Origin of the sequence: Alcaligenes sp. HNGD-HTN06, assembly GCF_049932565.1 — a bacterium.
Classification (GTDB): domain Bacteria; phylum Pseudomonadota; class Gammaproteobacteria; order Burkholderiales; family Burkholderiaceae_B; genus Alcaligenes; species Alcaligenes ammonioxydans.
Genome location: NZ_CP187782.1, coordinates 904,100 through 929,427, shown reverse-complemented (window position 1 = coordinate 929,427; position 25,328 = coordinate 904,100). Strand labels below are relative to the sequence as shown.

At 57.9% G+C, this 25,328-nt stretch carries 20 protein-coding genes; 8 read left to right on the top strand and 12 right to left on the bottom strand.

Going from position 1 to position 25,328, the window contains the following annotated elements; genetic code table 11:
* Positions 1 to 110 precede the first annotated feature (110 nt).
* Positions 111 to 875, top strand: a complete 765-nt coding sequence (locus ACOZ42_RS04270; protein ID WP_003802691.1) for a glucosamine-6-phosphate deaminase — start codon at positions 111 to 113, stop codon at positions 873 to 875.
* On the opposite strand, the gene ACOZ42_RS04265 is transcribed toward ACOZ42_RS04270, so the two are convergent.
* From ACOZ42_RS04265 to ACOZ42_RS04240, 6 genes are all read right to left on the bottom strand, one after another.
* The gene (locus tag ACOZ42_RS04265) at positions 828 to 2,228 is read right to left on the bottom strand and encodes an efflux transporter outer membrane subunit (protein ID WP_059318739.1); all 1,401 of its coding nucleotides are present in this window, start codon (positions 2,226 to 2,228) and stop codon (positions 828 to 830) included. The two genes, ACOZ42_RS04270 and ACOZ42_RS04265, sit on opposite strands and share 48 nt — an antisense overlap.
* A gap of 32 nt (positions 2,229 to 2,260) precedes the next feature.
* Positions 2,261 to 4,219 carry an ABC transporter permease gene (locus ACOZ42_RS04260; RefSeq protein ID WP_426345580.1) on the bottom strand — a complete coding sequence of 653 codons (1,959 nt, stop codon included), beginning with the start codon at positions 4,217 to 4,219 and terminating at the stop codon, positions 2,261 to 2,263.
* Complete coding sequence (locus ACOZ42_RS04255; RefSeq protein WP_131071369.1) at positions 4,213 to 5,391, bottom strand: efflux RND transporter periplasmic adaptor subunit; 1,179 nt, start codon at positions 5,389 to 5,391, stop codon at positions 4,213 to 4,215. Before ACOZ42_RS04255 ends, ACOZ42_RS04260 begins: the two co-directional genes overlap by 7 nt.
* An 11-nt stretch (positions 5,392 to 5,402) precedes the next feature.
* Entirely contained in the window at positions 5,403 to 7,886 is a 2,484-nt protein-coding gene (locus ACOZ42_RS04250; RefSeq protein ID WP_003802698.1) for a TonB-dependent siderophore receptor, read from the bottom strand.
* Between the two features lie 62 nt (positions 7,887 to 7,948).
* Positions 7,949 to 8,926: a FecR family protein gene (locus tag ACOZ42_RS04245; RefSeq protein ID WP_426345579.1), complete on the bottom strand. Its 978-nt coding sequence runs from the start codon at positions 8,924 to 8,926 to the stop codon at positions 7,949 to 7,951.
* Positions 8,927 to 8,938: 12 nt separating this feature from the next.
* Complete coding sequence (locus ACOZ42_RS04240; protein WP_426345578.1) at positions 8,939 to 9,409, bottom strand: RNA polymerase sigma factor; 471 nt, start codon at positions 9,407 to 9,409, stop codon at positions 8,939 to 8,941.
* A 252-nt stretch (positions 9,410 to 9,661) separates the two neighbouring features.
* Between ACOZ42_RS04240 and mutS the strand changes: the two genes are divergently transcribed.
* The 7 genes from mutS (at position 9,662) to bioD (ending at position 20,606) form a co-directional block, all read left to right on the top strand.
* Positions 9,662 to 12,298 carry a DNA mismatch repair protein MutS gene (mutS, locus tag ACOZ42_RS04235; protein WP_240209030.1) on the top strand — a complete coding sequence of 879 codons (2,637 nt, stop codon included), beginning with the start codon at positions 9,662 to 9,664 and terminating at the stop codon, positions 12,296 to 12,298.
* A gap of 237 nt (positions 12,299 to 12,535) precedes the next feature.
* A complete protein-coding gene (locus ACOZ42_RS04230) occupies positions 12,536 to 13,726 on the top strand; it encodes a JmjC domain-containing protein (RefSeq protein WP_240209029.1) in 1,191 nt (396 codons plus the stop codon).
* Between the two features lie 511 nt (positions 13,727 to 14,237).
* A complete protein-coding gene (locus tag ACOZ42_RS04225; protein WP_003802709.1) occupies positions 14,238 to 15,482 on the top strand; it encodes a benzoate/H(+) symporter BenE family transporter in 1,245 nt (414 codons plus the stop codon).
* 578 nt (positions 15,483 to 16,060) lie between these two features.
* Positions 16,061 to 17,299 carry a cytochrome P450 gene (locus tag ACOZ42_RS04220; protein ID WP_426345577.1) on the top strand — a complete coding sequence of 413 codons (1,239 nt, stop codon included), beginning with the start codon at positions 16,061 to 16,063 and terminating at the stop codon, positions 17,297 to 17,299.
* On the top strand, positions 17,296 to 18,462 hold the full coding sequence (locus ACOZ42_RS04215) for an aminotransferase class I/II-fold pyridoxal phosphate-dependent enzyme (protein ID WP_003802715.1): 1,167 nt from the start codon (positions 17,296 to 17,298) through the stop codon (positions 18,460 to 18,462). Before ACOZ42_RS04220 ends, ACOZ42_RS04215 begins: the two co-directional genes overlap by 4 nt.
* Positions 18,463 to 18,468: 6 nt before the next feature.
* Complete coding sequence (bioA, locus tag ACOZ42_RS04210) at positions 18,469 to 19,809, top strand: adenosylmethionine--8-amino-7-oxononanoate transaminase (RefSeq protein WP_426345576.1); 1,341 nt, start codon at positions 18,469 to 18,471, stop codon at positions 19,807 to 19,809.
* Positions 19,806 to 20,606, top strand: a complete 801-nt coding sequence (gene bioD, locus ACOZ42_RS04205) for a dethiobiotin synthase (RefSeq protein ID WP_301606893.1) — start codon at positions 19,806 to 19,808, stop codon at positions 20,604 to 20,606. The genes bioA and bioD overlap by 4 nt, the downstream gene beginning before the upstream one ends.
* Here the strand turns inward: bioD and ACOZ42_RS04200 are convergent.
* The 6 genes from ACOZ42_RS04200 to ACOZ42_RS04175 all read right to left on the bottom strand — a co-directional run bounded on the left by ACOZ42_RS04200 (position 20,515) and on the right by ACOZ42_RS04175 (position 25,136).
* Positions 20,515 to 20,907 carry a FecR/PupR family sigma factor regulator gene (locus ACOZ42_RS04200; protein ID WP_240209025.1) on the bottom strand — a complete coding sequence of 131 codons (393 nt, stop codon included), beginning with the start codon at positions 20,905 to 20,907 and terminating at the stop codon, positions 20,515 to 20,517. The two genes, bioD and ACOZ42_RS04200, sit on opposite strands and share 92 nt — an antisense overlap.
* Positions 20,900 to 21,220 carry a sigma factor-like helix-turn-helix DNA-binding protein gene (locus ACOZ42_RS04195; RefSeq protein ID WP_426345575.1) on the bottom strand — a complete coding sequence of 107 codons (321 nt, stop codon included), beginning with the start codon at positions 21,218 to 21,220 and terminating at the stop codon, positions 20,900 to 20,902. Before ACOZ42_RS04195 ends, ACOZ42_RS04200 begins: the two co-directional genes overlap by 8 nt.
* A 363-nt stretch (positions 21,221 to 21,583) precedes the next feature.
* Positions 21,584 to 22,717 (bottom strand): outer membrane protein assembly factor BamC, encoded by a 1,134-nt coding sequence (gene bamC, locus ACOZ42_RS04190; protein ID WP_003802720.1) that lies wholly within the window; start codon positions 22,715 to 22,717, stop codon positions 21,584 to 21,586.
* Complete coding sequence (gene dapA / locus ACOZ42_RS04185; protein WP_003802721.1) at positions 22,714 to 23,619, bottom strand: 4-hydroxy-tetrahydrodipicolinate synthase; 906 nt, start codon at positions 23,617 to 23,619, stop codon at positions 22,714 to 22,716. Before dapA ends, bamC begins: the two co-directional genes overlap by 4 nt.
* Positions 23,620 to 23,698: 79 nt before the next feature.
* Entirely contained in the window at positions 23,699 to 24,349 is a 651-nt protein-coding gene (locus tag ACOZ42_RS04180) for a site-2 protease family protein (protein ID WP_003802722.1), read from the bottom strand.
* A 160-nt stretch (positions 24,350 to 24,509) separates the two neighbouring features.
* A complete protein-coding gene (locus ACOZ42_RS04175) occupies positions 24,510 to 25,136 on the bottom strand; it encodes an L-threonylcarbamoyladenylate synthase (RefSeq protein WP_003802723.1) in 627 nt (208 codons plus the stop codon).
* Between the last annotated feature and the right edge of the window lie 192 nt (positions 25,137 to 25,328).

The following is a 25,328-nucleotide window of genomic DNA, read 5'->3' as shown; positions in this document are numbered from 1 at the left end:
AAAAACTGACGTTACATCGTTGTCCCATTAGAATTTCGGAATATCAAACTTCGCCGTACTTGCGGCGAAGTTTTTTTTCAACTTAATCCGCCCCTACGAAGAACAAGATTATGTTTTTAGTCTTCCCCGATTCGGCAGCAATTGCAGCACACCTGAGCACCCGCCTTCAGGATATTATCCGTCAGGACCCGCAAGCGACGCTGGGTCTGGCCACCGGGGGAACGATGGAGCCCATTTATGCACGTTTCGTACAGGATGTACGCACCAACGGGCTGGATGTGTCGGGTATCAGCAGCTTCAATCTGGATGAATATGTAGGCCTGTCTGCGACGCACGAGCAAAGCTACGCTTACTACATGCGCCAGCACCTGTTTGACCAACTGCCTTTTGATGCGACACGTCTGCATCTGCCCAATGGCCTGGCCACCGAACTGGAACAGCACTGCCAGCAATACTCCGCAGCGATTGCTGCCAGCGGCGGCGTCGCCTTGCAACTGCTGGGCGTAGGCACCAACGGTCATATCGGTTTTAACGAACCGGGCACGCCGTTTGACAGCCACACCCATGTGGTGGCCCTGTCCGAGCGGACCCGTATCGACAACAGCCGTTTTTTTGATTCCATGGACGAAGTGCCGGCCTCGGCCATCACCATGGGGATTGCCGATATTCTGAGCGCCCGTGAAATTGCCCTGGTAGTGACGGGCGAGCACAAGGCGCGCACCATGCTCAATTACCAGCAAGGCGGCATCACACCCGAACTGCCTTTCACCGCCTTGAAGCAACACGCCAACACCCATATCCTGCTCGACGAGGCGGCAGCCAGCCTGTTAGACCCCAGCCTGTGCCACCGTCCCCTGATCAGCCAGGCCGCCTGAGCCAGCTTGCCAACCCCCGCCCAGCGCTCGAAAGAGCGCGGCGCGGGACTGCAAACGCGATTGCAGCAAGCTGACGCGCACATCCTGAGCGGCGTACAAGGTACGCTGCGCATCCAGTAAAGACAGCAAGGTTTCCGAGCCGGAGCGATAACGTGCTTCGGCCAGTTGAAACGCCAGCTTGGCTTGCTCCCACTCCCGTTCCATGGTCTGTGCCTGGGCATCCAGGCTCTGCAGCTGTGCCAGCACACCCTCGACCTCCATATAGGCCTGCACAATGGTCTGGCGATACTGTGCCAGCCATTCCTGTAAACGGGCCTCGTTCAAATCCTTGTCTGCCTGCAGTCGACCCGCATTGAAGATGGGAGCCACCAGCCCGCTGATCAGACTGTAGACCGGATGGCGCACGCTTTCTTCCCAATGATTAGCCGATGCTCCTGCCCGGGCCCCCAAGGTCAGGCTGGGGAACATGGCAGCGCGAGCCACCTGCACATCGGCATGAGCCGCCGACAACTGGGCCTCCATGCGCGCAATATCTGGGCGTTGCGATAGCAACTGTGAAGGCAAACCCGCCTCCAGCTCTGGCACCTGCAAATTGGCAATGTCTTCCTGCGGCTCGGGCAGGATTTCAGTACGACCCAACAAAGTCGCCAACTCCACCCGCGTGCGAATCGCCTGTTCTTCAATCACCAACCATTTGCGCTGTTGCACAGCCAGCAACTGACGCTGCTGTGCCAGCTCCAAAGGAGATGCCGCCCCTGCCTGCAAACGGGCTTCCAGCAAACGCAACAAGCGTTGTGCAACAGCCAGGTTTTGTCGCGCAATTGCCACCCGCTGTTTATCACCCAAGGCTTGCAGGCTTAAATGCACCACCTGCGCCTGCACGCTGACACGCAGCACATCCAGCTCGTAGTTCGCCGCCTGAGCCAGGAATACAGCGCTGTCGGCCTGGGCCCGAAGGCGCCCCCACACATCGAGCTCATAACTCATGAATACACCAGTCACATAGTGCGAGCGGGACTCACCATGAGACGAAGAAACCGGCGCCTCTCGTTGCGCAGACAGATTGCCCTGCAATTCCGGCAGCAAACTGGCTCCGGTAATGCGTGCCTGGGCCTGCGCCTGCAAGATCCGGGCCTGGGCCCGACGCAGCAGCGCCACATCCTTCAAGGCTTCCTGCATCAAGCTGTTCAAGGCGGGGCTGTTATAGGCACGCCACCACTGCAGCTCTACCTGAGCCGGTACAGGGCTGGGTGTCGCCTTGGCCTGCTGTTGATACGCCTGGGGCAGCGTCGGTGGGGTTTTGTCCAGGTCGGAGGACAAGGAGCTGCAAGCCTGCAGCACAAGCGTGCTCATGACCCCTGCTATCCATCGGTAATGAGCCATGTCTACTCTCCAGCCAAAGCCTGCACGGGGTCCAGCGCTGCCGCCGTGCGTGCTGGCATATAACCAAACACCATGCCCGTCACCACGGCGCAGCCAAAGGCGCCCAAGGCCGCCCGCAAGGAAAACACCACATCCACCCCTCCAACGATCAAGCCAATGCCCACAACTGCACCTGCCAGCACGCCCAGGCAACCGCCTGTAATCGTCAACAGAACCGCCTCGGTCAAGAACTGGCGCAGGATGTCGCTTTGTCGCGCACCCGTTGCCATACGTATACCAATTTCCCGCGTACGCTCACGCACCGTCATCAGCATCACGTTCATGACACCAATGCCGCCCACCAACAAAGACACCGCGGCAATCAAACCCAGCATCATGCTCATGGCCTGCCGCGTGGAAGCCTCGGCCTGCAACCGCGCAGCTGCATTGCCAATCGAAAAGTCTTCTCGCCCGCCATGACGTTGGATCAGCAGTTGACGCATGCTCTGTTCCGCTTCCAGAACAGTGGAACTGTCCTGCGCATCAATCACCACATAATCAGGCTGCGTCTGGGCCTGATACACCCGTGCCCGGGCCGCCTGATAAGGTACAAAAACCATATCGTCATAGTCCTGCGCCCCCGAATCCGCCCCGCGCTCCTGCATCACACCGATCACCTCAAAAGGCGAATTGCCGATCAGCAACTGCTGACCTAAAGGCTGTTTGACATGGGGAAAAAATTGCTGGGCCGCGCGATGCCCCAACACCACCAGAGGCGCCAGAGCACGGTCCTCGGCATCGGTGTAGTAACGGCCCAGGGCCAGTTCCCAACGGTGAATGGCCGGCATGGTTTCATTGGCGGCAAACACATACACTTGCCGGTCCACACTGCCACGCCGCACGGTAATCGGGTCCCCGATCACCGGCATCACGCGTCGTATCAGAGGCAGCTCTCCAATCGCTTCCAGATCCTCCTGCGTCAGTTGCCCTTTGGGCAGCCCATGGGGTGGAGAGGAACTGCTCAGGTACATGATGGTGGTGCCCATCGTCCCCATCTGATCCATCACCCTTTGACGTGCACCCTCGCCCACCGCCAGCATGACAATGACCGAGGCCACCCCAATAATCACACCCAGTAAAGTCAGAGCAGTGCGATGCCGGTTAAGGAACATGCTACGCAAGGCACTGCGTGCAGCGTCCTTGATTTCCGAGAGCCAGGGTGAGCGGCGATGTTGCGGCTCCCTTAAAGACTGCCTGGCCTTCGAGGGGGCCGCTGCATCGGGGCGACTATCAGACAGGATACGACCATCACGGATCTCGATGACCCGGTCCGCCATCGCGGCCACTTTCTGGTCGTGCGTAATCAGAATGATGGTATGCCCGGAATCGGACAGCTCACGCAACAGTGCCATTACCTCCGCACCGCTAGCCGAGTCCAGCGCACCCGTAGGCTCGTCAGCCAGAATGACCCGGCCGCCATTCATCAGGGCACGAGCGATGGAGACGCGCTGCTGCTGACCGCCGGACAACTGGTTAGGCCGGTTATCCAGCTTGTCCACCAAGCCCAGACTGCTCAACAAACGCGCGGCACGTTCAGCGCGGCTGGCCTCGTCCATACCCGCATAAATTGCGGGCATCTGCACATTTTCACAGGCCGTTTCGGTCGGGATCAGGTGATAGCCCTGAAACACAAATCCAAAGGTTTCCCGTCGCAAGGCGGCCAGTTCGTCCGGGCCTAGCTGCGCCACATTCCGGCCCTCAAACAGATACGTGCCGCTGCTGGGTTTGTCCAGGCAACCAAGCAGATTCATCAGGGTCGACTTGCCCGAGCCCGAAGCACCGACAATCGCCACAAAGTCGCCTGGTTCAATGCGAAAGCTGACATCGAACAGAACCTGCACAGCCGGTTTGGCGCTGGGAGGGCCACCGTAAATACGGCAGATATCGCACAACTCAATCAAGGCAGGTGCGGCCTCTACCATTGCAACCACCGCCAGCCATGCTCGGCCGCGACCACGGCCAACACAATCTGCTCACCTTGAGCCAGCCCCTCCAGAACCTGCACCTGATGTCGATTGCGCACCCCCAGGCTGACCGGCTTTTCCTGCAGCTTGCCCTGCTCCAGCACAGGCACTGTAAAGGCGTCTGGACCACGCTGCAGGTCAGGCCGCAAGGCCACCACGGGCACCAGCAAAGCCTGGTCGGCACGAGCAATTTCAAACAGCACCTGCGCCGTCATCTGTGGCATCAATTCGCCGTCCGCATTGTCCACATCAAACACCACTGTATACATGATGGCCTGCGTCGCGGCAGGCGTGGCCGCCGTCGTTTCTTCCTGGGTGCTGCCTTCAGGCGCTGGCATGATCTGGCGCACAGTGGCCTGCCAATGGCGCACCTGGGGCTCACTCTGTTCGCCCAAGGTGGTGAACGTAACCGCCATACCAGGTTTGATACGGCGTATATCCGCCTCGGACACGCTGGTCCAGACTGTCATCGTGCTCAAATCAGCGATGCGTAGGATGGTGGGAGTCTGATACGTGGCGTTCAAGGTCTGGCCTTCACGGGCCTGCACACCAATCACGGTGCCACTCATGGGCGCGTAAATGCGCGTGTAGCCCAATCGCGCCTCGTCGGCTTTCAGCGTGGCCTGGGTCTGCTCCATCTGCGCCCGCACATGAGCCACACGGGCCTGCGCGCTTGCCAGGTTCGCCTGAGCAATCTGTATATCTTCCTGACGGCTGGCCTGCTGACGCTCCAGCTGACGCTGACGTGTCAACTGCTGGCGTGCCAACAAAAGCTGGGCCTGTTGCTCAGCCAACTGGGCGCGAAATGCCGCCAACGAAGCGCGGCCTGCATCGACTGTGGCCTGCTGTACGCTGGGGTCAATTTCCACCAGCAACTGGCCCTGCTCAACCTGATCGCCCGGAGCCACCGGCAATGCGGTAATCTGACCCGAGACCTGCGCACCGACATCCACATAGCGACGGGGCTTTAAGGTGCCCACCGCCGCGACGGTGGCACGAATATCACCTTGTTTCACAGACACCGTATCAAACCGCGCTGACGAACGCCCCGCATGCGCTGCCAGCGCACCGAGCGCCAGCAGCGCCACCAGGGCAAACGCCCAGCGGCGCCTCACTGCTTTGGACTTCATCACCGTCCCCTTTAAAACCGGAGATCCAGACCGGCACGAATCGCGCGTGGCGAACCGTAAACAGCGGTATTGACGGTCGTCAGATAATGCTTGTCAAAGACATTGTTCACATTCAGATAGGCGCTGACCTGCTTGTTCACCGTGTAGCGGGCCATCAAGTCAAAAACCGCCACACTGGGAAGGTCCAGACGTTGCTTCAAGGGACCTGCCTGTTCCTCATACACACCACTTTGCCAACGCAGTCCGCCCCCTACCGTCAGGCCCTGTCCCACCGAGGGCAGGTGATACGTGGTGTACAACTTGAAGGTGTTTTGCGGCACACCGGTTAGCAATGCCTTGCCATCGCGGTCCTGAGCAAGAACACGGGTAAAACTGGCCGATGCTTGCCATTGCGGGCTGAGCTGCCCGGTGGCCTCCAACTCCACCCCCCGGGTCAAAGCGCCCGATACCGCTTCATAGGCGGCATCTCCACTGGGCCCATATACGCCGGGAATCACCACGGCAAAGTTTTCCTGACGAGTACGGAACAAGGCCAGGCCCAGACTCAGTTGTTCATCCAGATAACTTCCCTTAAGCCCTACTTCCATGCTGTTGCCAGTGCGCGGGTCCAGATAGTTGCCATCCGCGTCGCGATACTCCTGGGGCTTGAAAATATTGGTGTAGCTGCCATACACCGACCAGTGATCGGACAAGTCATAGACTAGCCCAAGGTAGGGGGTGAACTGGTCGTTGGCGGTACGCACTGTCTCGGTGCGTTTGCCACTGGCGTAAGACAAGGAGTTCTTGTAGAGCGACCAACTGGTCATGCGGCCACCGAGCAAGACGGCCAGATTGTCGCTGGGCTTGAAACGGACGGTGGCATAAGCGCTGTTGATCTTTTCCACCGAACGCGTCTGGCCGGTGGCGGGATTGGCGGGTTCCGAGGGGAAGCGACCGTCCCAGTTAAAAATATCCTGAACGCTGGCATTCCAGTCCCTGTGCCACCACAGGGTATAGCTTGGCGCCAGATCCCGGGTACGTGAGCTGGTCAGCCCGACCACGGCCTCATGCTCGCGCCCGAGCAATTGGAACGGCCCGCTGGCACTGATATCCAGACTGGTCTGCACGGGTTCACCCGACCAGCGCCCCGCCCACAAGCCAACACCCGCTCCCGTATAACGATCTGGAAAGCCCTGCGAGGCATAGCCCAGTACCTCGTCGTAGCGCGTCTCGGAGCGATCCAGGACGCCTTTTAAGGTCCAGTCATTATCAAAACGATGCTCCAAGGAAGCAAACAAGCGTTGATTGCGACGCGACGAATAGGCCCATCTGGCTGCGCCGGATGTAGAACGGTCCCAGTCGATCAGACCTCCATCAGAATAGAAAAGAGGCAGGCCTCGTCCGGCATGATTCGTACTCTTGTGCTTCTGAAAGGTGTATCCCAGACTGAACAAGGTCGATGGCGTCAGATCCGCCTCAAAAATACCGTAAAAGATCTGCTTTTTTTCGTGCAGACGATCAATAAAGGAATGGTTATCCTGCCAGGCAGCCACGGTACGCAAACGCATGCTGCCGGACTCATTTAAGGGAGTGGACAGATCCGCTTCGCCCCGGTAGTAATCCCAGGCCCCCCCTTCCAGTTTGGCCCTGAACTGAAAATCCTGCGTCGGACGCTTGCGCATCATGTTCAGGGTAGCGCCCGGCTCACCCACACCATTCATCAAGCCACTGGCCCCGCGCAGAACTTCGACCCGGTCATAGAGCACCATGTCATTGCTTTGAAACAGCGAACGATAGCCACTGTAGGTCTGGCCCATGCCATCGACCATGTAGTTCTCAACCACAAAGCCACGCGCGTAAATCATGCTGCTGTCCGAGCCAGAGTTACCGCCTGCGACATAAACCAGCCCCGGGGTCTGGGCTGCCACATCAGCCAACTGGGTAAGCCCTTGATCATCCATGCGCTGTCGAGTCATCACACTGACGGACTGTGGAGTTTCGCGCAAAGACAGGTTCAGGCGGGTAGACGTGCTATTGGAATCGGCCAGGTAAGATTCAGAACCTTCAGTGACCCCGGGCGCCAATCGTTTGCCCTGTACCCGAATAGCGGCCAGCTCCTGGGCCTGTTCGCTGTTGCTGGTGGTCGGTGGCAAAGGCGTGACACTGATAATTACAGCCGAGCCACTGGGCGATGCCAGCAGGCCAGTGCCTGCCAGCGCTTGCTCCAGTGCTTCATTCAAGGAGACCCTGCCTTGCAAGGCAGGCGCCGCCCGCCCGGCAGCCAACGTGGCATCCAATAAAATCGCCACGTCCCACTGATGCGCCAGGGTATTGATGGTGGCGCTCAAGGGCTGGGCAGGCACGGCTAGTGTACGACTGTCCAGCATGATGGCCGCCGCCCCGCGAGCCTGCGCCCACACGGGGGTCCCCGGAGCACTTAAGGCCATCCCGGCCAGGCCAGCGGCCACATAAACAGAACGAACACAGTCGCCGCAACGGCGTAAAAGGGATTTCATGGCAAGAGGTCCTTGTAGAGGCTTTGCATGTGTAGACGAGCGAGAGCCTCTTTACCGGACAATTATTTTTTCAGGGACACCTGCCAAGCCCCTTTTGCATCACGCTGGACCTGCACCGGCAATATTCCCGGCAAACTATCCAGAAAAGCCCGCGGATCGCGCAAACGGAAACTGCCAGTCACCCGCAGTTCATGCAGGCGCGGATCATCAGCCAGATTGAGCGCCGGGGACAAATAGTCGTTCCACTGAGCAGCCACCTTGTCCAGTGGGGTCTGATCAAAAACCAGCCAGCCCAGACGCCAGGCGCCGACCTGCTCCGGATTGACTGCCACTCTTGTCGCGGGTGTATCAGCATCCAGACGCAAGGCCTGGCCAGCCTGCAGATCGATTCGTTGGTCATGCTTACGATGGGGGAAAAACGTCACCTGCCCGCGTGCCACGGCCACCTGCAACGCATGAGGACTGACCCGGACAGAAAACGCCGTGCCCACGACGCGTACCCGCCCTTGAGGGGTCTCTACCCAAAAGGGGCGTGTGGGGTCTTTACTCACCGACACATACATCATCCCTTCCATTAACTGCACTTGGCGTACTGTGCGCATCATGCGCACTTCCAGTCGGGTGTGGGGAGCCAGAGACAGGCGGGAGCCATCATGCAGATCATATTCACGCCGCTCGCCATGGCCGGTCTGCAACGCCAATACTTGCAACGCCTGCTGCCAATACCACTGGGCTCCTGTACCTGCCGCCAGGCCAATGCCGAGCACGCCTAGCATGGCCAATACCCGCCGCCGTGCAGGCTTGCTCCCCCGGTATGGGCCGGGCAGGGCCACGCGGTCTTGCAGGCCCTGGCCCTGCGTGCTCTCCCACGCTCGCAGCGCCAGCTCTGCAGCGGCTGCATGATCGGCACTGAGCGTACGCCACCGCTCAAACTGCGTCTTGGCCGCGTGCGCCGTGGCCTCATCACCCCCGTGCTGGCGAGCCAGCAATAGCAGGGCTTGCTCCAGGCGCGCTCGCGCAACTCGATCCGGTGCCGCCATGAAAAAATCTCACTACGCGTTGGCCAGGTCCAGACAGTCCAGCACCGCCCGTACCACATGTTTTTCAATTGACGCCAAAGACAGGCCCAAATGGCTGGCCGCCTCCTGATGGCTAAAACCATAAATGCGCACCAGAACGAATACCTCGCGCCGTTTGCGGGGCATGACCCCCAATCGAGACAATAGGGCCTGGAGCTGCTGGCGCACCTGCACCAGATACTCCGTGCTGGGAGCCTCCCTGGCCGTCATCATGGTCAAGGTATCGAGCATGACCTGTTCCGCCTGCCGACGCCTGGCGCCATCAATCACAATATTCTTGCCAGCACGAAACAGCAAAGCACGCAAATTGCGGGCTGGGCGCGCTGGCGACACCCCGGCAAACACACGGGCATAGCTTTCCTGCACCACCTCTCGTGCCGCCTCCCGGTCATTGAGAAAGCGGGCAAAGAAATTGACCAACTCGGAATAATGCCGTGCGTCCATCGAACGTTGAAAACCATCCCCCAGCACGCAACGAACACAAACAGACCGGTCACTGACTGCAGAAATGGAGACTATTATTTTGAATGAGAATGAATTCTATTACCGTTTTCGAACTATTGGCAAGCGTAGGTGTCAGTACGCGGGACTAATTCAGCACGCTCCCTCCCCCCCTCTTGACCGCCCTCGCTACAATATCCACTCAGCCGCCTTCTGGGCGGCCTTGTTGTTGAATTCCCTGACCTGTACTGCGCTATGACTTCTGCTGCCGATCTGTCCGCCCACACGCCCATGATGCGCCAATACCTTCAGCTCAAAGCGGAGGCTGGTTCACATCTGTTGTTCTACCGGATGGGAGACTTCTATGAGATGTTCTACGCCGATGCCGAGCGCGGCGCGCGTTTGCTGAATCTGACGCTGACCAAGCGGGGTTCCTCCAACGGCGAACCGATTCCCATGGCTGGCGTGCCTTTTCACGCCATGGAAGGTTATCTGGCGCGTTTGGTGGCATTGGGTGAGTCGGTCGCGATTTGTGAGCAAGTAGGCGATCCGGCCACCAGCAAAGGCCCCGTCGAGCGCAAGATCATGCGTGTTGTCACGCCCGGAACACTGACGGACGATGCCTTGCTGCCCCCCAAGGCAGACCGCCTGATCGCCGCTTGCACTCGCATGAAGGTGCAACGTCAGGAAATGGTGGGGCTGGCCTGGATGAATCTGGCCAGCGGCGAATTTCTGGTCAGCCAGTGTGAGCCCGATATGCTGGACACCGAGCTCAACCGTATCGGCCCCGTTGAGCTGGTCTATCCCGAGTCCCAGCGTCCTGCTCCCGAACTTCCCCAGGCCAGTTGCCATACTTTGCCCGACTGGCATTTTGCCGCCGACGGCTCGCGCGAGACCTTGCTCGATCATTTTGATCTGGACTCTCTGGCCAGTTTTGGCCTGGACGATCTGCCTGCGGCGACAGCTGCCGCCGGTGCATTGCTACGCTATGTCGGCAGCACACAATCCCAGTCCCTGGTGCATATCACGGCTATCCGCGTGCAGCACAGCTCGGACTTTCTGGTACTGGACGCGATCACCCGCAAAAATCTGGAAATCACCGAAACCATCAGCGGCGAAACCAGCCCCACTCTCTTCTCGACGCTGGATCATTGTCAGACTCCCATGGGCAGTCGCTTGCTGCGCCGTTGGCTGCATCACCCCTTGCGTTTGAACCAGACGGTTCAACAACGCCAGGACGTGGTGTCCCTATTTTTCCAGACCCAGCAAAGCGCCAGTCTGAATGCGGGCGACCCCTTGGGCGCCTTGCGCCAGGCACTGCGTCGCTTCCCTGACCTTGAGCGGATTGCGACCCGTATATCGCTACGTAGCGTACGTCCCCGAGAACTGGCCAGCCTGCGGGATGCACTGGCCACGCTGCCCGAGCTGCGTCAGGAGCTGGAACACAATTTTGCCCAGTCCGAGCACTTGCATCGACATTTGCTCAGCCTGGCCCTGGACCCGGAACTGGCCCGTCTGCTGCAGGCCGCTATCGCCGCCGAGCCCGCTTTGCTGATACGCGATGGTGGGGTCATTGCGGATGGCTATGATCCTGACCTGGACGAACTGCGCAGCCTGGCCAGCGACAGCGGTGATGTCCTCTTGAAAATCGAGGCCCGCGAACGCGAGCGTACCGGGATTGCCACGCTGCGTGTTGAGTACAACCGCGTACATGGCTTCTTTATCGAGGTCAGCCGCGGTCAGGCCGATAAGGTTCCCGAGGATTACCGGCGCCGCCAGACTCTGAAAAATGCCGAGCGTTTCATCACGCCCGAGCTGAAAGAATGGGAAGACAAGGTCCTGTCGGCCAAGGACCGCAGCCTGAGCCGCGAAAAATTCCTTTTCGATGAACTGCTGGACAAGCTGCAAAGCTATGCCGGCCCGCTGGCCCTATGCTCGAGCGCGCTGGCCGAGCTGGACACCCTGTCCTCTCTAGCGCTTCATGCCCTGGACCATAACTGGGTCGCCCCGGAACTGAGCGAACAAGCGGGTATCTGGATTGAGGCAGGCCGCCATCCGGTGGTGGAACACACTATTGAGCGCTTCACGCCCAATCATTGCGAAATGCATGCGCAACGCCGCATGCTTTTGATTACCGGCCCGAACATGGGGGGCAAGTCCACCTATATGCGTCAGGTTGCCCTGATTGCCCTGCTGGCCCGCATCGGCAGCTTTGTCCCGGCAAGCCGCGCCCGTATCGGCCAGATAGACCGCATCTTCACCCGTATCGGTGCCGCCGACGATCTGGCCGGCGGCCGTTCCACCTTCATGATGGAGATGACGGAAGCGGCCGCGATTCTGGCTGGCGCCACCCCCCACAGCCTGGTGCTGATGGATGAAATTGGTCGAGGCACTTCCACCTATGACGGACTAGCCCTGGCTTGGTCCATCGCGCATCGCCTGCTCAGCCACAACCAGGCGCTGACCCTGTTTGCCACGCACTATTTCGAGATTACCCGCCTGCCCAACGAGCTGCCTGCCGCTGCCAACGTGCACTTGGCCGCCGCGGAATCCGCTTCCGGCATCGTGTTCTTGCATGAGGTCCAGGAAGGACCGGCCAGCCGCAGCTACGGGATTCAGGTTGCACAGCGTGCTGGCATTCCCTCTGCAGTTATACGCCAGGCCAGCCGCGAGCTAAGCCGCCTGGAAGCGCAAAACGATCCTAGTGCACAACTGGATTTGTTCAATGCGGGCAGCGCTCCGGAAGCCACGGTCGCCGAGCCTGACCCGACTACAGAAAAAGCACTGGACTTGCTCGATCAGTTCAAGCAACTGGATGTCGATGACCTGAGCGCACGCGATGCCCTGGATCTGCTGTATCGCTGGAAAAAAGAGATGAAGGCGGCTGGTTAAACAGTCCAGAAGGGAGCCCAAGAAGCTCCCTTTTTTATGCAGTTTTCCGAGGGCCGTTGGCGAGCAGATCGACAATCAATCATTCTTAGCCTCCCCACCGTGAATCAATCACTCTATTTCGTGAGTATTTCTCTGGATTCTTTGCGCTGGATACGCCTGATACGCAGGCTAGCCATACACCGGGACAGACCGGATCAGTTAAGCTACGGACTTACTTAATTCTTGTTCGGGCAGTCCATGAATATCGACCAGGCATTGACCCTTTTGGGCGGCATCAGCGCGCATGAGTTCATGCAAACCTACTGGCAACGTAAACCCTTATTGATACGCGGCGCCATCCCTAATTTCAAGCACTCGCTGAGCATCGACAATATCCGTGAACTGGTGACACGCGAAGAAGTCGAGTCCCGTCTGATTATCCATGACGGTGAGGACTGGGAAATGGAAACCGGACCATTTGACGAGCTGCCGCCTGCCTCCCAACCCAACTGGACTGCGCTGGCCCAAAGCGTGGATTTGCACGATGACAATACTGCCGCGCTGATGCGACAGTTCCGCTTCATCGGTGATGCTCGTCTGGACGATGCCATGATCAGCATCGCCTCTGATGGCGGTGGCGTAGGCCCGCATTTCGACAGCTACGACGTGTTCCTGCTGCAAGCCCACGGCAAGCGTCACTGGCGCATCAGCCAGCAAAAAGACCTAAGCCTGGTGCCTGACCTGCCCTTGAAGATTTTGCGCAATTTCCAGGTAGAAGAAGAGTTCACCCTGGAACCCGGCGATATGCTGTATCTGCCCCCGCACGTAGCACATGACGGGATTGCGATTGGCGACTGCATGACGATTTCCATCGGCTTTCGCTCTCCTACTCAGGCAACGCTGGCCCGTGGCTTGATGGATGCCGCATCGGATCAACTGGCCGCTGCCAGCGGCGAAGGCTTTGGCCTGTACGCCGACCCACCGATGCCCATGCCCGAGGCCATGCAGCAGCGCTACACCGACCCGGATGCACAGGCCAGCACCACCCCTGCCGCCTTGCCGGAAAACCTGATTCAAAAGTCGCTGGATGCATTGAACGCCATTCGTTTTGATGAAGCGCTGGCCTCACGGTTCCTGGGCGTCTGGCTGACCGAATTGCCCAGTAATAGCTGGTTTGACATTGCCGAAGACCCGGTGGATCTGCACGATCCCACGCTGCCTGAAGGCCGCTTGGCTTTGGACCGCTGCTCGCGCATGATGTACCGCGGCGATGAGCTGTATATCAACGGTGAAGTCGCCCCCTGTCCTGCCAGCCCGGCGCTGAAACTGTTGGCTGATCAGCGTGAGCTCCCCACTTCTGGCGATGCTTTTGCAGAGCTGGATGAGGACGAACTGGAAATGCTGAATGCCTGGCTGGACGACGGCTGGCTGCAGTTCAAGGAAAACTGAGCACCGAGCCACTAGCTCTGGCGAACTCAGCAAAAAAGCGGGGCAGCTTGCAGGCTGCCTCGCTTTTTTATTTCTAGCCACCAAAGAATCGAAAGCCCACTATTTGCGGTTGCGGTTGCGGTTGCGGTTGCGGTTGCGGTTGCGGTTGCGGTTGCGGTTGCGGTTGCGGTTGCGGTTGCGGTTGCGGTTGCGGTTGCGGTTGCGGTTGCGGTTGCGGTTGCGGCAACATTATTCACGCCCCACAACAAGAAAAAGTACTATTATGAAAAACGCGATTCACAAGACGAGCAACTCGTCATAAAGCCCCCATTAGTGGCTTTGCAGCCCAGCTTCAATCCAGCTCGGGCCACACCCAAAAATCACGTAGCCACTCCAGTCCGTATAGTCAGGCACCCACCCACTTCAAAAGCGGTCTGCCATACAACCAAAAAGCGTCCTATCTGAACAGTCCATTTAATCGCTATAAATAGTGCTCGTTTGTCATCTCTCCTTTTGGAAAGCGCAGAGCACTATGTCTACCTCACGATCATCCTCATCCTATTTAGTCAGCGATTTGATCCCGCCCATTGTAGCCGGTCTGATCTCGGTCATCGTCAACTACGGCGGCACTTTTATTCTGGTTTTCCAGGCCGCCAAAGTCGCCGGCCTCAGCCCCGAGCTGACTGCCTCCTGGGTCTGGTCAATTTCTATTGGTGTGGGCGTGACAGGTCTGCTCCTGAGTTGGGTCTCGCGCGAGCCCATCATCACCGCCTGGTCCACTCCGGCCGCCGCCTTTCTGGTCACGGCGCTGGCCAGCACGCCGTATCAGGAAGCAATCGGCGCCTACCTGATCTCGGCAGCGGCGTTTGTCGTCCTGGGCCTGTCATCCTACTTCGAGCGCCTGATCCGCCTGATTCCCAACGGTATTGCCGCCGGTCTGCTGGCGGGGATTCTGTTGCAATTTGGCATAGGAGCATTTGGCAGCATGACGCTAGACCCGACACTGGCAGGCCTGCTGATTCTGGCCTATCTGGTCATCAAGCGATTCTCGGCCCGCTATGCCGTGGTCGGCATTCTGATTCTGGGCCTGACATTTCTACTCCTGGAGCAGCGCGTCGACCTGAGCGGCCTGAAACTGGAGCTGGCCGCGCCCGTGTTCACCATGCCGGTGTTCACGCTCAATGCCTTGCTGAGCGTAGCCTTACCCTTGTTTCTGATCACGCTGACCGGCCAATACATGCCCGGGATGCTGGTCTTGCGCAACGATGGCTTTCGTACCAGCGCCAACCCAATTGTGTGGGTCACCGGCCTAGGCTCGCTCATCATGGCCCCCTTCGGCTCCCACGCCATGAACGTAGCCGCTATTACCGCGGCCATCTGCACGGGCCCGGAAGCACACCAGGACCCATCCAAACGCTGGGTAGCCGGCATGGCAGCCGGAGTGTTCTACATTCTGGTAGGTGTGTTTGGGCTAACGCTGGCCGCTGTATTCATGACCTTCCCCGCGACCTTTATCACCACGCTGGCGGGATTAGCGCTGTTGGGCACCATAGGTGGCAGCCTGGCGGGGGCCATGGCCGATATCAAATCACGTGAAGCAGCCTTGATCACCTTTTTAGCTTCAGCGGCCAATATCACCCTGTTCGGGATTGGCGGAGCATTCTGGGGACTGGTGATTGGCCTGCTGGCGTACTTCATTTTGAATGGGACGTTGCCGCAGCGTAAAACGGAAAAGCTGGCTACTGAAGGAGTCCCCGCGGCTTCTGATGCTCGGTGACTAATTGGAATGAATGCAGGCTAGGGCTGTGGTCTTAACCTGCATTTGCGACAGGGCCGCCGCCAGCAACGGCTTAGCAATTGGACATTTGATAGCCAATTATTCAAAGCCAGCTAAGCTGCTGAAATTAAAAAACTTTTCAGCGACTTATATAGCAGAAAACCTTGCATGTGCATGATAGTGACCCACAAGCTTTTCAAAGCTGCTTAGGCAGCAAACATTGCAAGTGCCGTGCGGGCCCTGTACCTGATTTTCTAAGCTGCCTACACGGCAGCAAACTAGAGCGTTTATCCCTAAACGCCAAACAGGTTCTACCTTATGACTTTTTCTGCCACCGAAACCCTTTTCCCAGCCCAGTTCATAAGCATCTGATTTTAAATAAAATCTCAAAATCAATAAAAAAGGGTTCTGCAAGCAGAGGATAATCATCCCGAACTCACCGACCAAGTTTATTGTAAAAAATAGTCACACAAGCTAAAGCAATTCCACCCATCAACAGCAAACAGACTTCTAATTCACCCAAAACACCCTGAAAGAATTAATAGACACAATCTCCTGACTGCCTCTTTTCCGCTCAAATGCTAGCCTGCGTTGGCTTTGGTATTCAGGAATACGGTGTCATGTTTGGCGATTTCAATCTTGCGTCTCCCTATGCGGCTTATGCCCGCCTTCGCCAGGGTCCGCCCTTGGTGTGGGATGCGAATTTCTGTGGCGGAGCCTGGCTGGTTCACAGACATCAGGATGTGCAGGCCGCTCTGCGCCATCCCGATCTCAGTGTGCGCCGTGTTGGCGGGTGGGTATCTCAGGCAGGAGCCCCTCCCTCCCCTCGTCTACAGGCTTTCAAGGGTTTGATGGCCAGGACGCTGGTTTTCCTGGATCGCCCCCGTCATACCCGCGTCAGGCGGGTTGTAAATGCTGCCTTCAGCCCGCAGGCGTTGCGGGACATAGACCGCAGCATTGAAAATCGCGTGACGCACCTTCATAGCGCTTTTACAAACCAGCTGCGCCACGGCCCAGCAGATCTGGTTGAGCAGGTCTGCCGACCGCTTCCGGCCTTGGTCATGATGGATCTGCTCGGTTTGCAGCAACTGCCTTTAGCTGTTTTTCAATCCTGGTCAGAGCAACTGGCACGTTTCATTGGGCAAGCCACGCCGGACCTACCTTTGTTAATGGATACGCAGGACGCCTTGCTGGATATGGCTGACTTTCTGGGGAACAGCGCCAAGCTGCAAGAAGGTGGGCTGGCCTGGCGACTTTTGCATGACGAGCAGCTCTCCCTTCAAGGCAGGCGCGAGCGTTTGGCGCAGTCCTGTATGTTGCTCTTTGCAGGCTATGAAACCTCCCGGCATCTGCTGAGCTCCCTGTTTCAAACGCTGCTTGACGACGCCAGCAAGCTGCAGGACCTGCTGTTGAATCCGCAGAAAATTCCCGCAGCGATCAAAGAGCTGCTGCGTTACGACAGCCCGATTCAATACACGGCAAGACGCTTGATGCAGGACCAACACTGGCACGGTCAGCATTTGCGCAAAGGTCAACTACTGCTGTTGCTCTTGGGTGCTGCCAACCGGGACCCGGAAGTTTTTTCCCATCCCGACGACCTGGACTTCAGCCGCAACAATCAGGCCGAATTGTCCATGGGTTACGGGATTCATCATTGCCTGGGTGCGGGTTTGGTGCAGTTGGAGGCCAAATTGGTACTTGAGCAGTTCCTGCCTTTGCTGCCTCGCCTGCAATTGGCTCAAAGAGAGCGTATTCAGCTTCCCGCCTACAGGGGCTGGAACCGCCTGCTGGTTCACTACCGGGCCATGCCGTCATGAGTGCTTTTATCGCTCACCTGGATCAGCAACTAGAGGCCTTGAAGGCCCGGAAGCTGTGGCGACAAAGAGCAATCTGCCACCCCTTGCCGGACGCGCATATCGAGCGCAATGGTCAGGTCTTGCTGAGTTTCGCAGGCAATGACTATCTGGGCCTTAGCCAGCACCCGCAACTCAAACTGCTGGCAGCACAAGATGTAGCCGGAGCCACGGCCTCCCCACTGATTTGTGGGCATCATGCGCTGGCTCAGCGACTGGAGCAAGAGCTGGCAGACTGGAGCGGCTTTGAGGCCAGCCGTCTTTTTGTCAGTGGTTATCAAGCCAGCCTGGGCGTGATTCCCGCGCTGGTCGGCACGGGCGACACCATCTTCTGTGACAGGCTGAACCACGCCAGCCTGATTGATGCTAGCCGTCTGTCCGGCGCCCGTTTACGCGTGTATCCCCATAGAGACATGGCACGTCTGGATGATTTGCTCAGTCGTCCAAGGACAGGGTTCAAGCTGGTGATCTCGGACAGCCTGTTCAGTATGGACGGGACTGTTGCCCCGGTCGATGAGCTGATCACCTTATGCGAACGCCACGATGCCCTGTTGTATCTGGACGATGCGCATGGTCTGGGGGTATTGGGCGAAACCGGACGCGGCGCGCCTGAGCATTTCCTGCTCAATAGCACGCAACGTCAGCGCCTGATTTATCTGGGGACTTTTGGCAAGGCAGCCGGGCAAGGCGGCGCTTTTATTGCCTGCTCCCACAACGTGGCTGACTGGCTCACTCAATCTGCCCGCAGCTATGTGTACAGCACCGGGCTGGCTCCGGCACATTGCGCATCCTTGCTGGCTTGCCTGCAACTGATCAAACAAGCCCAGCCCCAGAGAGCCTTGCTGAAAGAACACATTCAAACGCTGCAAAGCTTGAGCCAGGATCTGCCCTGGCGTTTGACGCCGTCCGACACGCCCGTGCAAAGCCTGCTGATGGGCGAGGTGGAACCTGCTTTACAACTGTCCGACGGCCTCCTGAAAAAAGGGATTTGGGCACCGGCCATACGGCCACCCACCGTCCCCCGTCATCAAGCCCGCTTACGTATTTCCCTGTCTGCTGCCCACCGGCAGCACGATATTGAAAAACTGGTTCAGGCATTACATGAAGCCGCCCACTCTTTACGGTGATTTGTCATGAATTCAAACACTTTTCCCCCTTTGGCTCAACGCAGTTTGCAGACTGTCTGGCATCCTTGCACGCAAATGCAGCATCACGATCACGGTGTGCCGCTGCTGGCAATCAAACGCGCCTCGGGTGCCTGGCTATATGATGTCGACGGCAATGCCTATCTGGACGCCATCAGCTCCTGGTGGGTGAATCTGTTTGGACATAGCCACCCGCATCTGGTGCAGGCAATTAGCGATCAGGCTCAGCAACTGGATCACATCATGCTCTGTGGCCTGACTCATGAGCCGGTTGTGCAGCTTTCCGAACGATTGGCCGCCTTGAGCAGCCATCGTCTGGGGCATGCTTTTTATGCCAGCGACGGCGCTTCTGCCGTGGAAATTGCTCTGAAACTGAGCGTGCATTACTGGCGTAACCAGGGGCAGGAACACAAGCACCGTTTTGTCGGCATCGCGCAGGGATACCACGGCGAAACGCTGGGCGCGCTGGCCGTCACCGATGTGCCTTTGTTCCGGGAAAATTACGGTGCGCAACTGGGCCAGCACTACACGGCAGCCAGTCCCGATCTGCGCCAGGCCCATAGCCCGGACGAACACCACCCGGTTACCGCAAAGGCACTGCAATCGTTGGAACAGATTCTGGAGAGTCATCACGACATTGCCGCCGTGATTCTGGAGCCGCTGGTGCAATGCGCGGCTGGCATGCAGATGCACTCCCCCGACTATCTGCGCGGGGTGCGCGAGCTGTGCGACCGCTATCAGGTGCATTTGATTCTGGACGAGATTGCCGTGGGTTGCGGGCGTACCGGCACCTTCTTTGCCTGCGAGCAGGCTGGCATCTGGCCTGATTTGCTGTGCTTGTCCAAGGGAATTACCGGCGGCACGCTGCCCTTGTCCGTGGTGCTCTCCAGCCCCACGATTTATCAAGGGTTTTATGACTCGGATTTGCGCCGCGGGTTTTTACACTCCCATTCCTACACCGGCAATCCCTTGGCCTGCCGCGCTGCGTTGGCAACCCTGGATCTGTTCCAGCAATACCCCGTTTACGAACTGCAAAAAACACTGGCTCAAGCACTTGATGAAGGCTTGCACACGCTGAAACTGCACTCTCCCAAGATGCAGCATCTGCGCCGCTGCGGGGTGATCTGGGCCTTTGACCTGGACACAGGCCCGGCTCGTTACGATCACCAGGGCTTTGCCCGACGCTTTTACCGCTCTGCCCTGCAGCAAGGACTCATGCTGCGCCCTATCGGCAATACGGTATACCTGATGCCCGGCTATTTATGGGGCACGCAAGAGGTGGAGCATTGTCTGAATGGCTTGGGTCATTTGTTGAGGGAATACGCATGAAAGCCTGCTTTGTGACTGGCACGGACACGGAGATTGGCAAAACACTGGTCAGTTCCGCCTTACTTCATTTGCTAAGCCAAAGCGGCGCACGCACGCTGGGCATCAAGCCTATTGCGTCGGGAGCCGAGGAAATAGAAGGCCGTCTGCATAACGAAGATGTGGACGCGCTGGCCCGGCACTCCAGCCTGAAGCTGGCACCGGCAACCTTCACACCGTACCTGTTTGAGCCCGCTGCGGCTCCCCACATCCTGGCCGATCAAGCGGGAATCGAACTAGACCCAGCGTTGATCAAAAACATGGTTCAAGCGGCGACAGAACATGCCGACTATGCCATCGTGGAAGGAGTGGGCGGTTTCATGCTGCCCCTGGGACAGGGGCGAACAGGTATCGATTTAGCACAGGCTTTGCAGCTCCCTGTCGTTCTGGTGGTGGGTCTGCGTTTGGGCGCTTTGAATCACGCGCTACTGACGGCTCAGGCCATACGCACCAGCGGTTTGAGCGTGCTGGGCTGGGTGGCCAACCTCATCGACCCGGAGATCCGTTATGCCAAGGAAAACCTGCAGACGCTGCATGACTATCTACCCGGCCCTTGCCTGGGCGTCATTCCCAGACTGAGCGCTGCAAGGCTGGATGACCGTATTCAGCAAGCGGCACAGCATCTTCAGTCACCTTGGCACAATGAAGACCAGGCAGATTCAAAAAGGCCTAAACAAAGTAGCTGCCCACGGTTCCCAGCAACGCCACGCCCAGCAGCAAGCACAGCGCTCCCCCCAGCGCAAAGCGCCAGGCAGGATTGATGAACCAGGCGTCCACACCGCGATTTAACAAACGCAGAGGCCACGGTCTCTGCACGCGGCTCATTGCCTCTTGTTGCAAACGGGTACGCAGGCGACCCACCTGCTCCTCACTGATTGCATCCATGGCTTCCCACTCCAACTTCCAGCGCAGAAAAGCAGCCTGATGCTCGGGATCAATCGTCAACCAGGCGCGAAAGGCAGACTGGCTGCGGGCATCGTTCTGATACTGGGGCTCGTGCTGTTTGAGCAGCCAATTCAAGGCCTGCTCATCAATGTGCTGCAGGTGCCCCTCCTTACACATACAAGCCCGCCGAACGTGGCATCGCCCCATCTACCTGATGGAACCGCGCCGGATCATGACGACACGCCCGCATGGTCATGCGTATATAGTGCTCCACCACTCGTGAACTTGTGCCCATTCGAGTGGCGATCTCTTTATAGCTCAGGCCCTCGAAACGATGCAGCACAAAAGCTTCGCGGTGACGACGAGGCAACGCCTCAATCAGCGCCAGCAGTCGAGCCTGCGGCTCTGAAGAAGCGGAATCATCAGCTTGTTGGCCCCGCCGCGTAGGCCAACACAAGCGTAAACCATGACGGAAAAACAATTTCAGCATGGGCGACTCCTCAATGCACTAAACGATAATAGTTCCTATTATCTTTACTGTCTTATGGAAAGTCCAGTCCTCCTCGATAAAGCTCCACCCCGCTCATCCACCCAAACGGACGAAGGCAAGGCTTCTTACGAGCAGTCATAGACTTCACCGGAAACGCACCGGCACTCCCAACTAACCCAACGGCATTCCGTGCAGCCATTGAGCGGTCTTTACCTGAGCGGCAGCAGACTCATGAGGTGAACAGCCTGGCTGTGGACTCAATGACTTAGCATCAAGCCCGGTCAGGACGAATGGCGGACATAAAAAAAGCCCTGGCAATAACCAGGGCTTTTTCCAGACGGCTCGCAGGCCGACTCAAGACAATCAACTACCGGGACGCAGATTGGTGGACAGCACATTGATAATGCGCTTGGCCGTCGCTGTCGTCTGCTCCTGACCTTGCTGATCCAGCACGGTCACGCGGGTACCGGCTCCTTGGGCACGCAGCTTGATGCGGAACGGCGTGGCTTCGGCCGTATTGCGACTGCCAAAGATGCGGCCAAAAATGTTTTGCTGTTCAATCTTCTCGCCCGTATCCGAATCCAGATAGCGAATAAAGAACTCACCCGCAGAGCGGTCACGATCCTCAACCGAGAAACCGGCCGAATCGATAGCCACGCCGACACGACGCCAGGCTCGATCAAAGGACTCGTTCAGCAGCAGCTCTGCCTGATCGCCCTTGTCCGAAGCCTGAACCTGAACGCTGGACGGGTCCTTGGCGGCGTTGGCCACCTGCTCACGAGCGGTTTCAATATCCGATCCCAGGAAGACCATCATGCGAGCCAGCATGGCCGCGTTCAGACCCGGATCCTCTTTGGCGAACACCCATTTAAAGGCGGTGCCATCCGCGGTGGGCGTCTCTTCCATGTGTTGATGGGAGACGTAGATTTCGGTCTTGTCGCCAACACGCTCAAAGCGGGTACGGAAGCGGTCACGTTCACCGCTGTCAAAGACCTGATCGATAATGGAACCCAAGGCGCTGCGAATCCAGCTTTCAGGAATCTTGGCCCGGTTCTCTGCCCAGTCGGTCTGGATCAGGCCGGCACGGGGGTCCTGCGACTGAATGGTGAACCCGTTATCACCCCAGAAATCAATAATACGGGGAAACAGATCCTCCACGGGGCGGTCGACAACCAGCCAGCGCAGATCACCGTCACGCATCACCTTGATAGCGTCGGATTGCGGCAAAATCTGATCGGCTCCGCCTTTGGCTTGCTGCGCATTTTGACCTTGCGAGTAAACCGAATAGGAGGTCACCCCTTCTGGGGCACGATAGTGGGCATCGCGGTTGGCCTGGGTCAGATCCGGCGGAATGCTCAAGGGATCGCCCGCAACCGTACTCTTGTAATTCACCGACTCGCCCCGGCCCATTATCTGGTCCACCGTGGAGCAGCCCGACAGCACCAACAGGCTCAGAGACAGCCCGATCAGGCTTTTATTAACTGGCTTAGCAATCATGGAAGAAGATCCGCAAGTTTCAAGGATTGACGCAGCAATTCGTGATGCTGTGCATTTAACGGCGTCAATGGTAAACGATATCCCAGCTGAGTAAGGCCCATTTCTGCAACGGCCCATTTCACGGGAATGGGGTTAGCCTCGACAAACAGGTTCTTGTTCAAACCTGCCAAAAAGGCATTCAAACGGCGTACCGTGGGTACATCCATATCCAGAGCGGCCTGACACAACTGGCTCATCAGGCGTGGCGCCACGTTGGCCGTCACGGAAATATTGCCCTTGGCGCCCAGCAGGATATACGAAGCAGCCGTAGGATCATCGCCGCTGACCACAATAAAATCTTCCGGCGCATCACGCAGCAGCAGTCCACCGCGCGCCAGATCGCCGGTTGCATCCTTGATGCCAATGATGTTGGGAATCTGCGCAAGACGCAGCACGGTGTCATTTTGCAGGTCTGCGACCGTGCGGCCTGGCACGTTATACAGGAATTGGGGCAATTCCACCGCTTCTGCAATAGCGCGGAAATGCTGGTACATCCCTTCCTGGGTAGGGCGATTGTAATAAGGCACCACCGACAAACCGGCGTCTGCACCCACTTCCTGCGCATGACGCGACAGCTCGATGGCTTCACGGGTGGAGTTGCCACCGACTCCGGCAATCACGGGAACACGACCGGCGGCGTGCTCTACAGCCACCTTGATCAGTTCGGCATGCTCATCGACCGACACCGTAGGCGACTCGCCCGAGGTTCCAACGACCACCAGCACACGTGTTCCTTCCTGTATGTGCCAGTCGATCAGCTTTCGGTAAGCGGCAAAATCCAGACCCCCATTGGGATCCATGGGTGTAACAAGGGCAACCATGCTGCCCTGAAAATTGGAAATAGCAGAGTCCGAACTTGCCATGATGAGATGAATCTCCGGGTTTAAGGCCCAACAGCCCAAAAAAATATTGACTCACAAGTTTAACGGATAAGCCGTTAAATCATAAGAACCATTTCAATACGCCTTCGCCCAGGGCAATCAAAGGACGCATCAGTGTCCAAAGCACGCCAGTGAACATCAGCAAGATCAGAATAACCATGCCGTAAGGCTCAATACGGGAGTAATGATAGGCCAAACGATCCGGCAAGAGACTAAATACGATACGGCCGCCATCCAAGGGCGGCAGGGGCAACAGATTCAAGGCCATCAAGACCAGATTGACCTGTACGCCTGCAATGGCCATACCCATCCAGAAGCGGCTGTCGCCCTGCCCCAGCTTGACCATCAAGTGTGCGTACAAGACCCACAGAATCGCCATCAGCATATTGGAAGCCGGTCCGGCAAGAGCCACCCAGAGCATGTCACGTTTGGGGTTGCGCAAGCGCCCCCAATCGACCGGTACCGGCTTGGCCCAGCCGAACAAAATGCCGCCCATTCCCATGAGTGCGCTGGACAGCAAGAGCACGGCAGGCACCACAATCGTGCCGATAGGGTCGATGTGGCGCAAGGGGTTCAAACTGATGCGTCCGGCCAGCATGGCGGTCGGGTCGCCAAACATGCGGGCGACATAACCGTGAGCCGCTTCATGCAAGGTGATGCCGAAAATGACTGGCAGAGCATAGACCGTCAAGGTCTGTATAAAAGAGTCCATGGTGATCCTTGGTCCAGGCCGGCAACTGATCCGATTGTGCATGCACACGGATCAGTCGCCTGCAAACAGCCCGTCTGATTGAGACAGCGAGTGCTGCCTCAAGGTTCAGAATTGAAACACGGATAGGCACCTGGACGCGAGTTTTGTGCAAACCCGGAGTTCAGGACAAGCCCAAGGTGGCAGGATCACCCGAACCACGACGCTGCACTTGCGGCGTAGGGCCGGTCAGATCAATCACAGTGGTTGCCTGCAAGGGGCACGGTCCGCCATCCACAACCGCGGCCAACTGATGCGCATAACGGTCCAGAATTTCCTGGGCATCATTTAAGGGCTCGTCCTCGCCCTCGGGAATCAGGGTGGTGGAAATCAAGGGGCTGCCCACCTGTTCCATCAGAGCCAGAGCCACTTTCTGATTGGGAACCCGAATACCGATCGTCTTGCGAGAGGGGTGGGACACGCGACGGGGCACCTCCTTGGTCGCTTCCAGAATAAATGTCCACGGACCGGGGGTAGCCATTTTCAGCAGGCGGTACTGCGGGTTGTCCACTTTGGCAAAGTGGCTGATCTCGGCCAGATCACGGCACAGCAAGGTCAGATGGTGGCGATCGTCCAAGCCACGCAGGCGCCGCAGGTTATCAGCGGCGGACTTGTCGTCCAGACGGGCGACTACGGCATAGCTGGAGTCAGTAGGAATGGCCAGCAGCCCTCCCTTAGCCAGTAGTTCGGCGGCCTGGGCCAATGCGCGGGGTTGAGGATTTTCGGGATGAACGACGAATAATTGAGACATATCGCGCTTCCTTGCTATTACGAGGGAAAAACATTAAACCTGAGTCACACACTGCCCGGCAAGACCGGGGCGGGGTTCAGGGTCGAGGTATTCTTGCACAGGTGTTGCACTATTTAAAAAAAGCGTGCTAGAATACATTTTTTACTTCACAGCAAGCCTTAAACGGCAAGCAACAAGTAAAAGCAGTAAATT

Excerpts from the sequence above, each read along its gene's own strand:
- ACOZ42_RS04250 (WP_003802698.1), bottom strand. The coding sequence starts at position 7,886 with ATGAAATCCCTTTTACGCCGTTGCGGCGACTGTGTTCGTTCTGTTTAT.
- ACOZ42_RS04245 (WP_426345579.1), bottom strand. The coding sequence starts at position 8,926 with ATGGCGGCACCGGATCGAGTTGCGCGAGCGCGCCTGGAGCAAGCCCTG.
- ACOZ42_RS04270 (WP_003802691.1), top strand. The coding sequence starts at position 111 with ATGTTTTTAGTCTTCCCCGATTCGGCAGCAATTGCAGCACACCTGAGC.
- ACOZ42_RS04255 (WP_131071369.1), bottom strand. The coding sequence starts at position 5,391 with ATGAAGTCCAAAGCAGTGAGGCGCCGCTGGGCGTTTGCCCTGGTGGCG.
- ACOZ42_RS04220 (WP_426345577.1), top strand. The coding sequence starts at position 16,061 with ATGCTAGCCTGCGTTGGCTTTGGTATTCAGGAATACGGTGTCATGTTT.
- ACOZ42_RS04195 (WP_426345575.1), bottom strand. The coding sequence starts at position 21,220 with ATGCTGAAATTGTTTTTCCGTCATGGTTTACGCTTGTGTTGGCCTACG.
- bioD (WP_301606893.1), top strand. The coding sequence starts at position 19,806 with ATGAAAGCCTGCTTTGTGACTGGCACGGACACGGAGATTGGCAAAACA.
- ACOZ42_RS04200 (WP_240209025.1), bottom strand. The coding sequence starts at position 20,907 with ATGTGTAAGGAGGGGCACCTGCAGCACATTGATGAGCAGGCCTTGAAT.
- ACOZ42_RS04240 (WP_426345578.1), bottom strand. The coding sequence starts at position 9,409 with ATGGACGCACGGCATTATTCCGAGTTGGTCAATTTCTTTGCCCGCTTT.
- ACOZ42_RS04225 (WP_003802709.1), top strand. The coding sequence starts at position 14,238 with ATGTCTACCTCACGATCATCCTCATCCTATTTAGTCAGCGATTTGATC.
- ACOZ42_RS04180 (WP_003802722.1), bottom strand. The coding sequence starts at position 24,349 with ATGGACTCTTTTATACAGACCTTGACGGTCTATGCTCTGCCAGTCATT.
- ACOZ42_RS04175 (WP_003802723.1), bottom strand. The coding sequence starts at position 25,136 with ATGTCTCAATTATTCGTCGTTCATCCCGAAAATCCTCAACCCCGCGCA.
- ACOZ42_RS04215 (WP_003802715.1), top strand. The coding sequence starts at position 17,296 with ATGAGTGCTTTTATCGCTCACCTGGATCAGCAACTAGAGGCCTTGAAG.
- bioA (WP_426345576.1), top strand. The coding sequence starts at position 18,469 with ATGAATTCAAACACTTTTCCCCCTTTGGCTCAACGCAGTTTGCAGACT.
- ACOZ42_RS04260 (WP_426345580.1), bottom strand. The coding sequence starts at position 4,219 with ATGGTAGAGGCCGCACCTGCCTTGATTGAGTTGTGCGATATCTGCCGT.
- bamC (WP_003802720.1), bottom strand. The coding sequence starts at position 22,717 with ATGATTGCTAAGCCAGTTAATAAAAGCCTGATCGGGCTGTCTCTGAGC.
- dapA (WP_003802721.1), bottom strand. The coding sequence starts at position 23,619 with ATGGCAAGTTCGGACTCTGCTATTTCCAATTTTCAGGGCAGCATGGTT.
- ACOZ42_RS04265 (WP_059318739.1), bottom strand. The coding sequence starts at position 2,228 with ATGAGCACGCTTGTGCTGCAGGCTTGCAGCTCCTTGTCCTCCGACCTG.
- mutS (WP_240209030.1), top strand. The coding sequence starts at position 9,662 with ATGACTTCTGCTGCCGATCTGTCCGCCCACACGCCCATGATGCGCCAA.
- ACOZ42_RS04230 (WP_240209029.1), top strand. The coding sequence starts at position 12,536 with ATGAATATCGACCAGGCATTGACCCTTTTGGGCGGCATCAGCGCGCAT.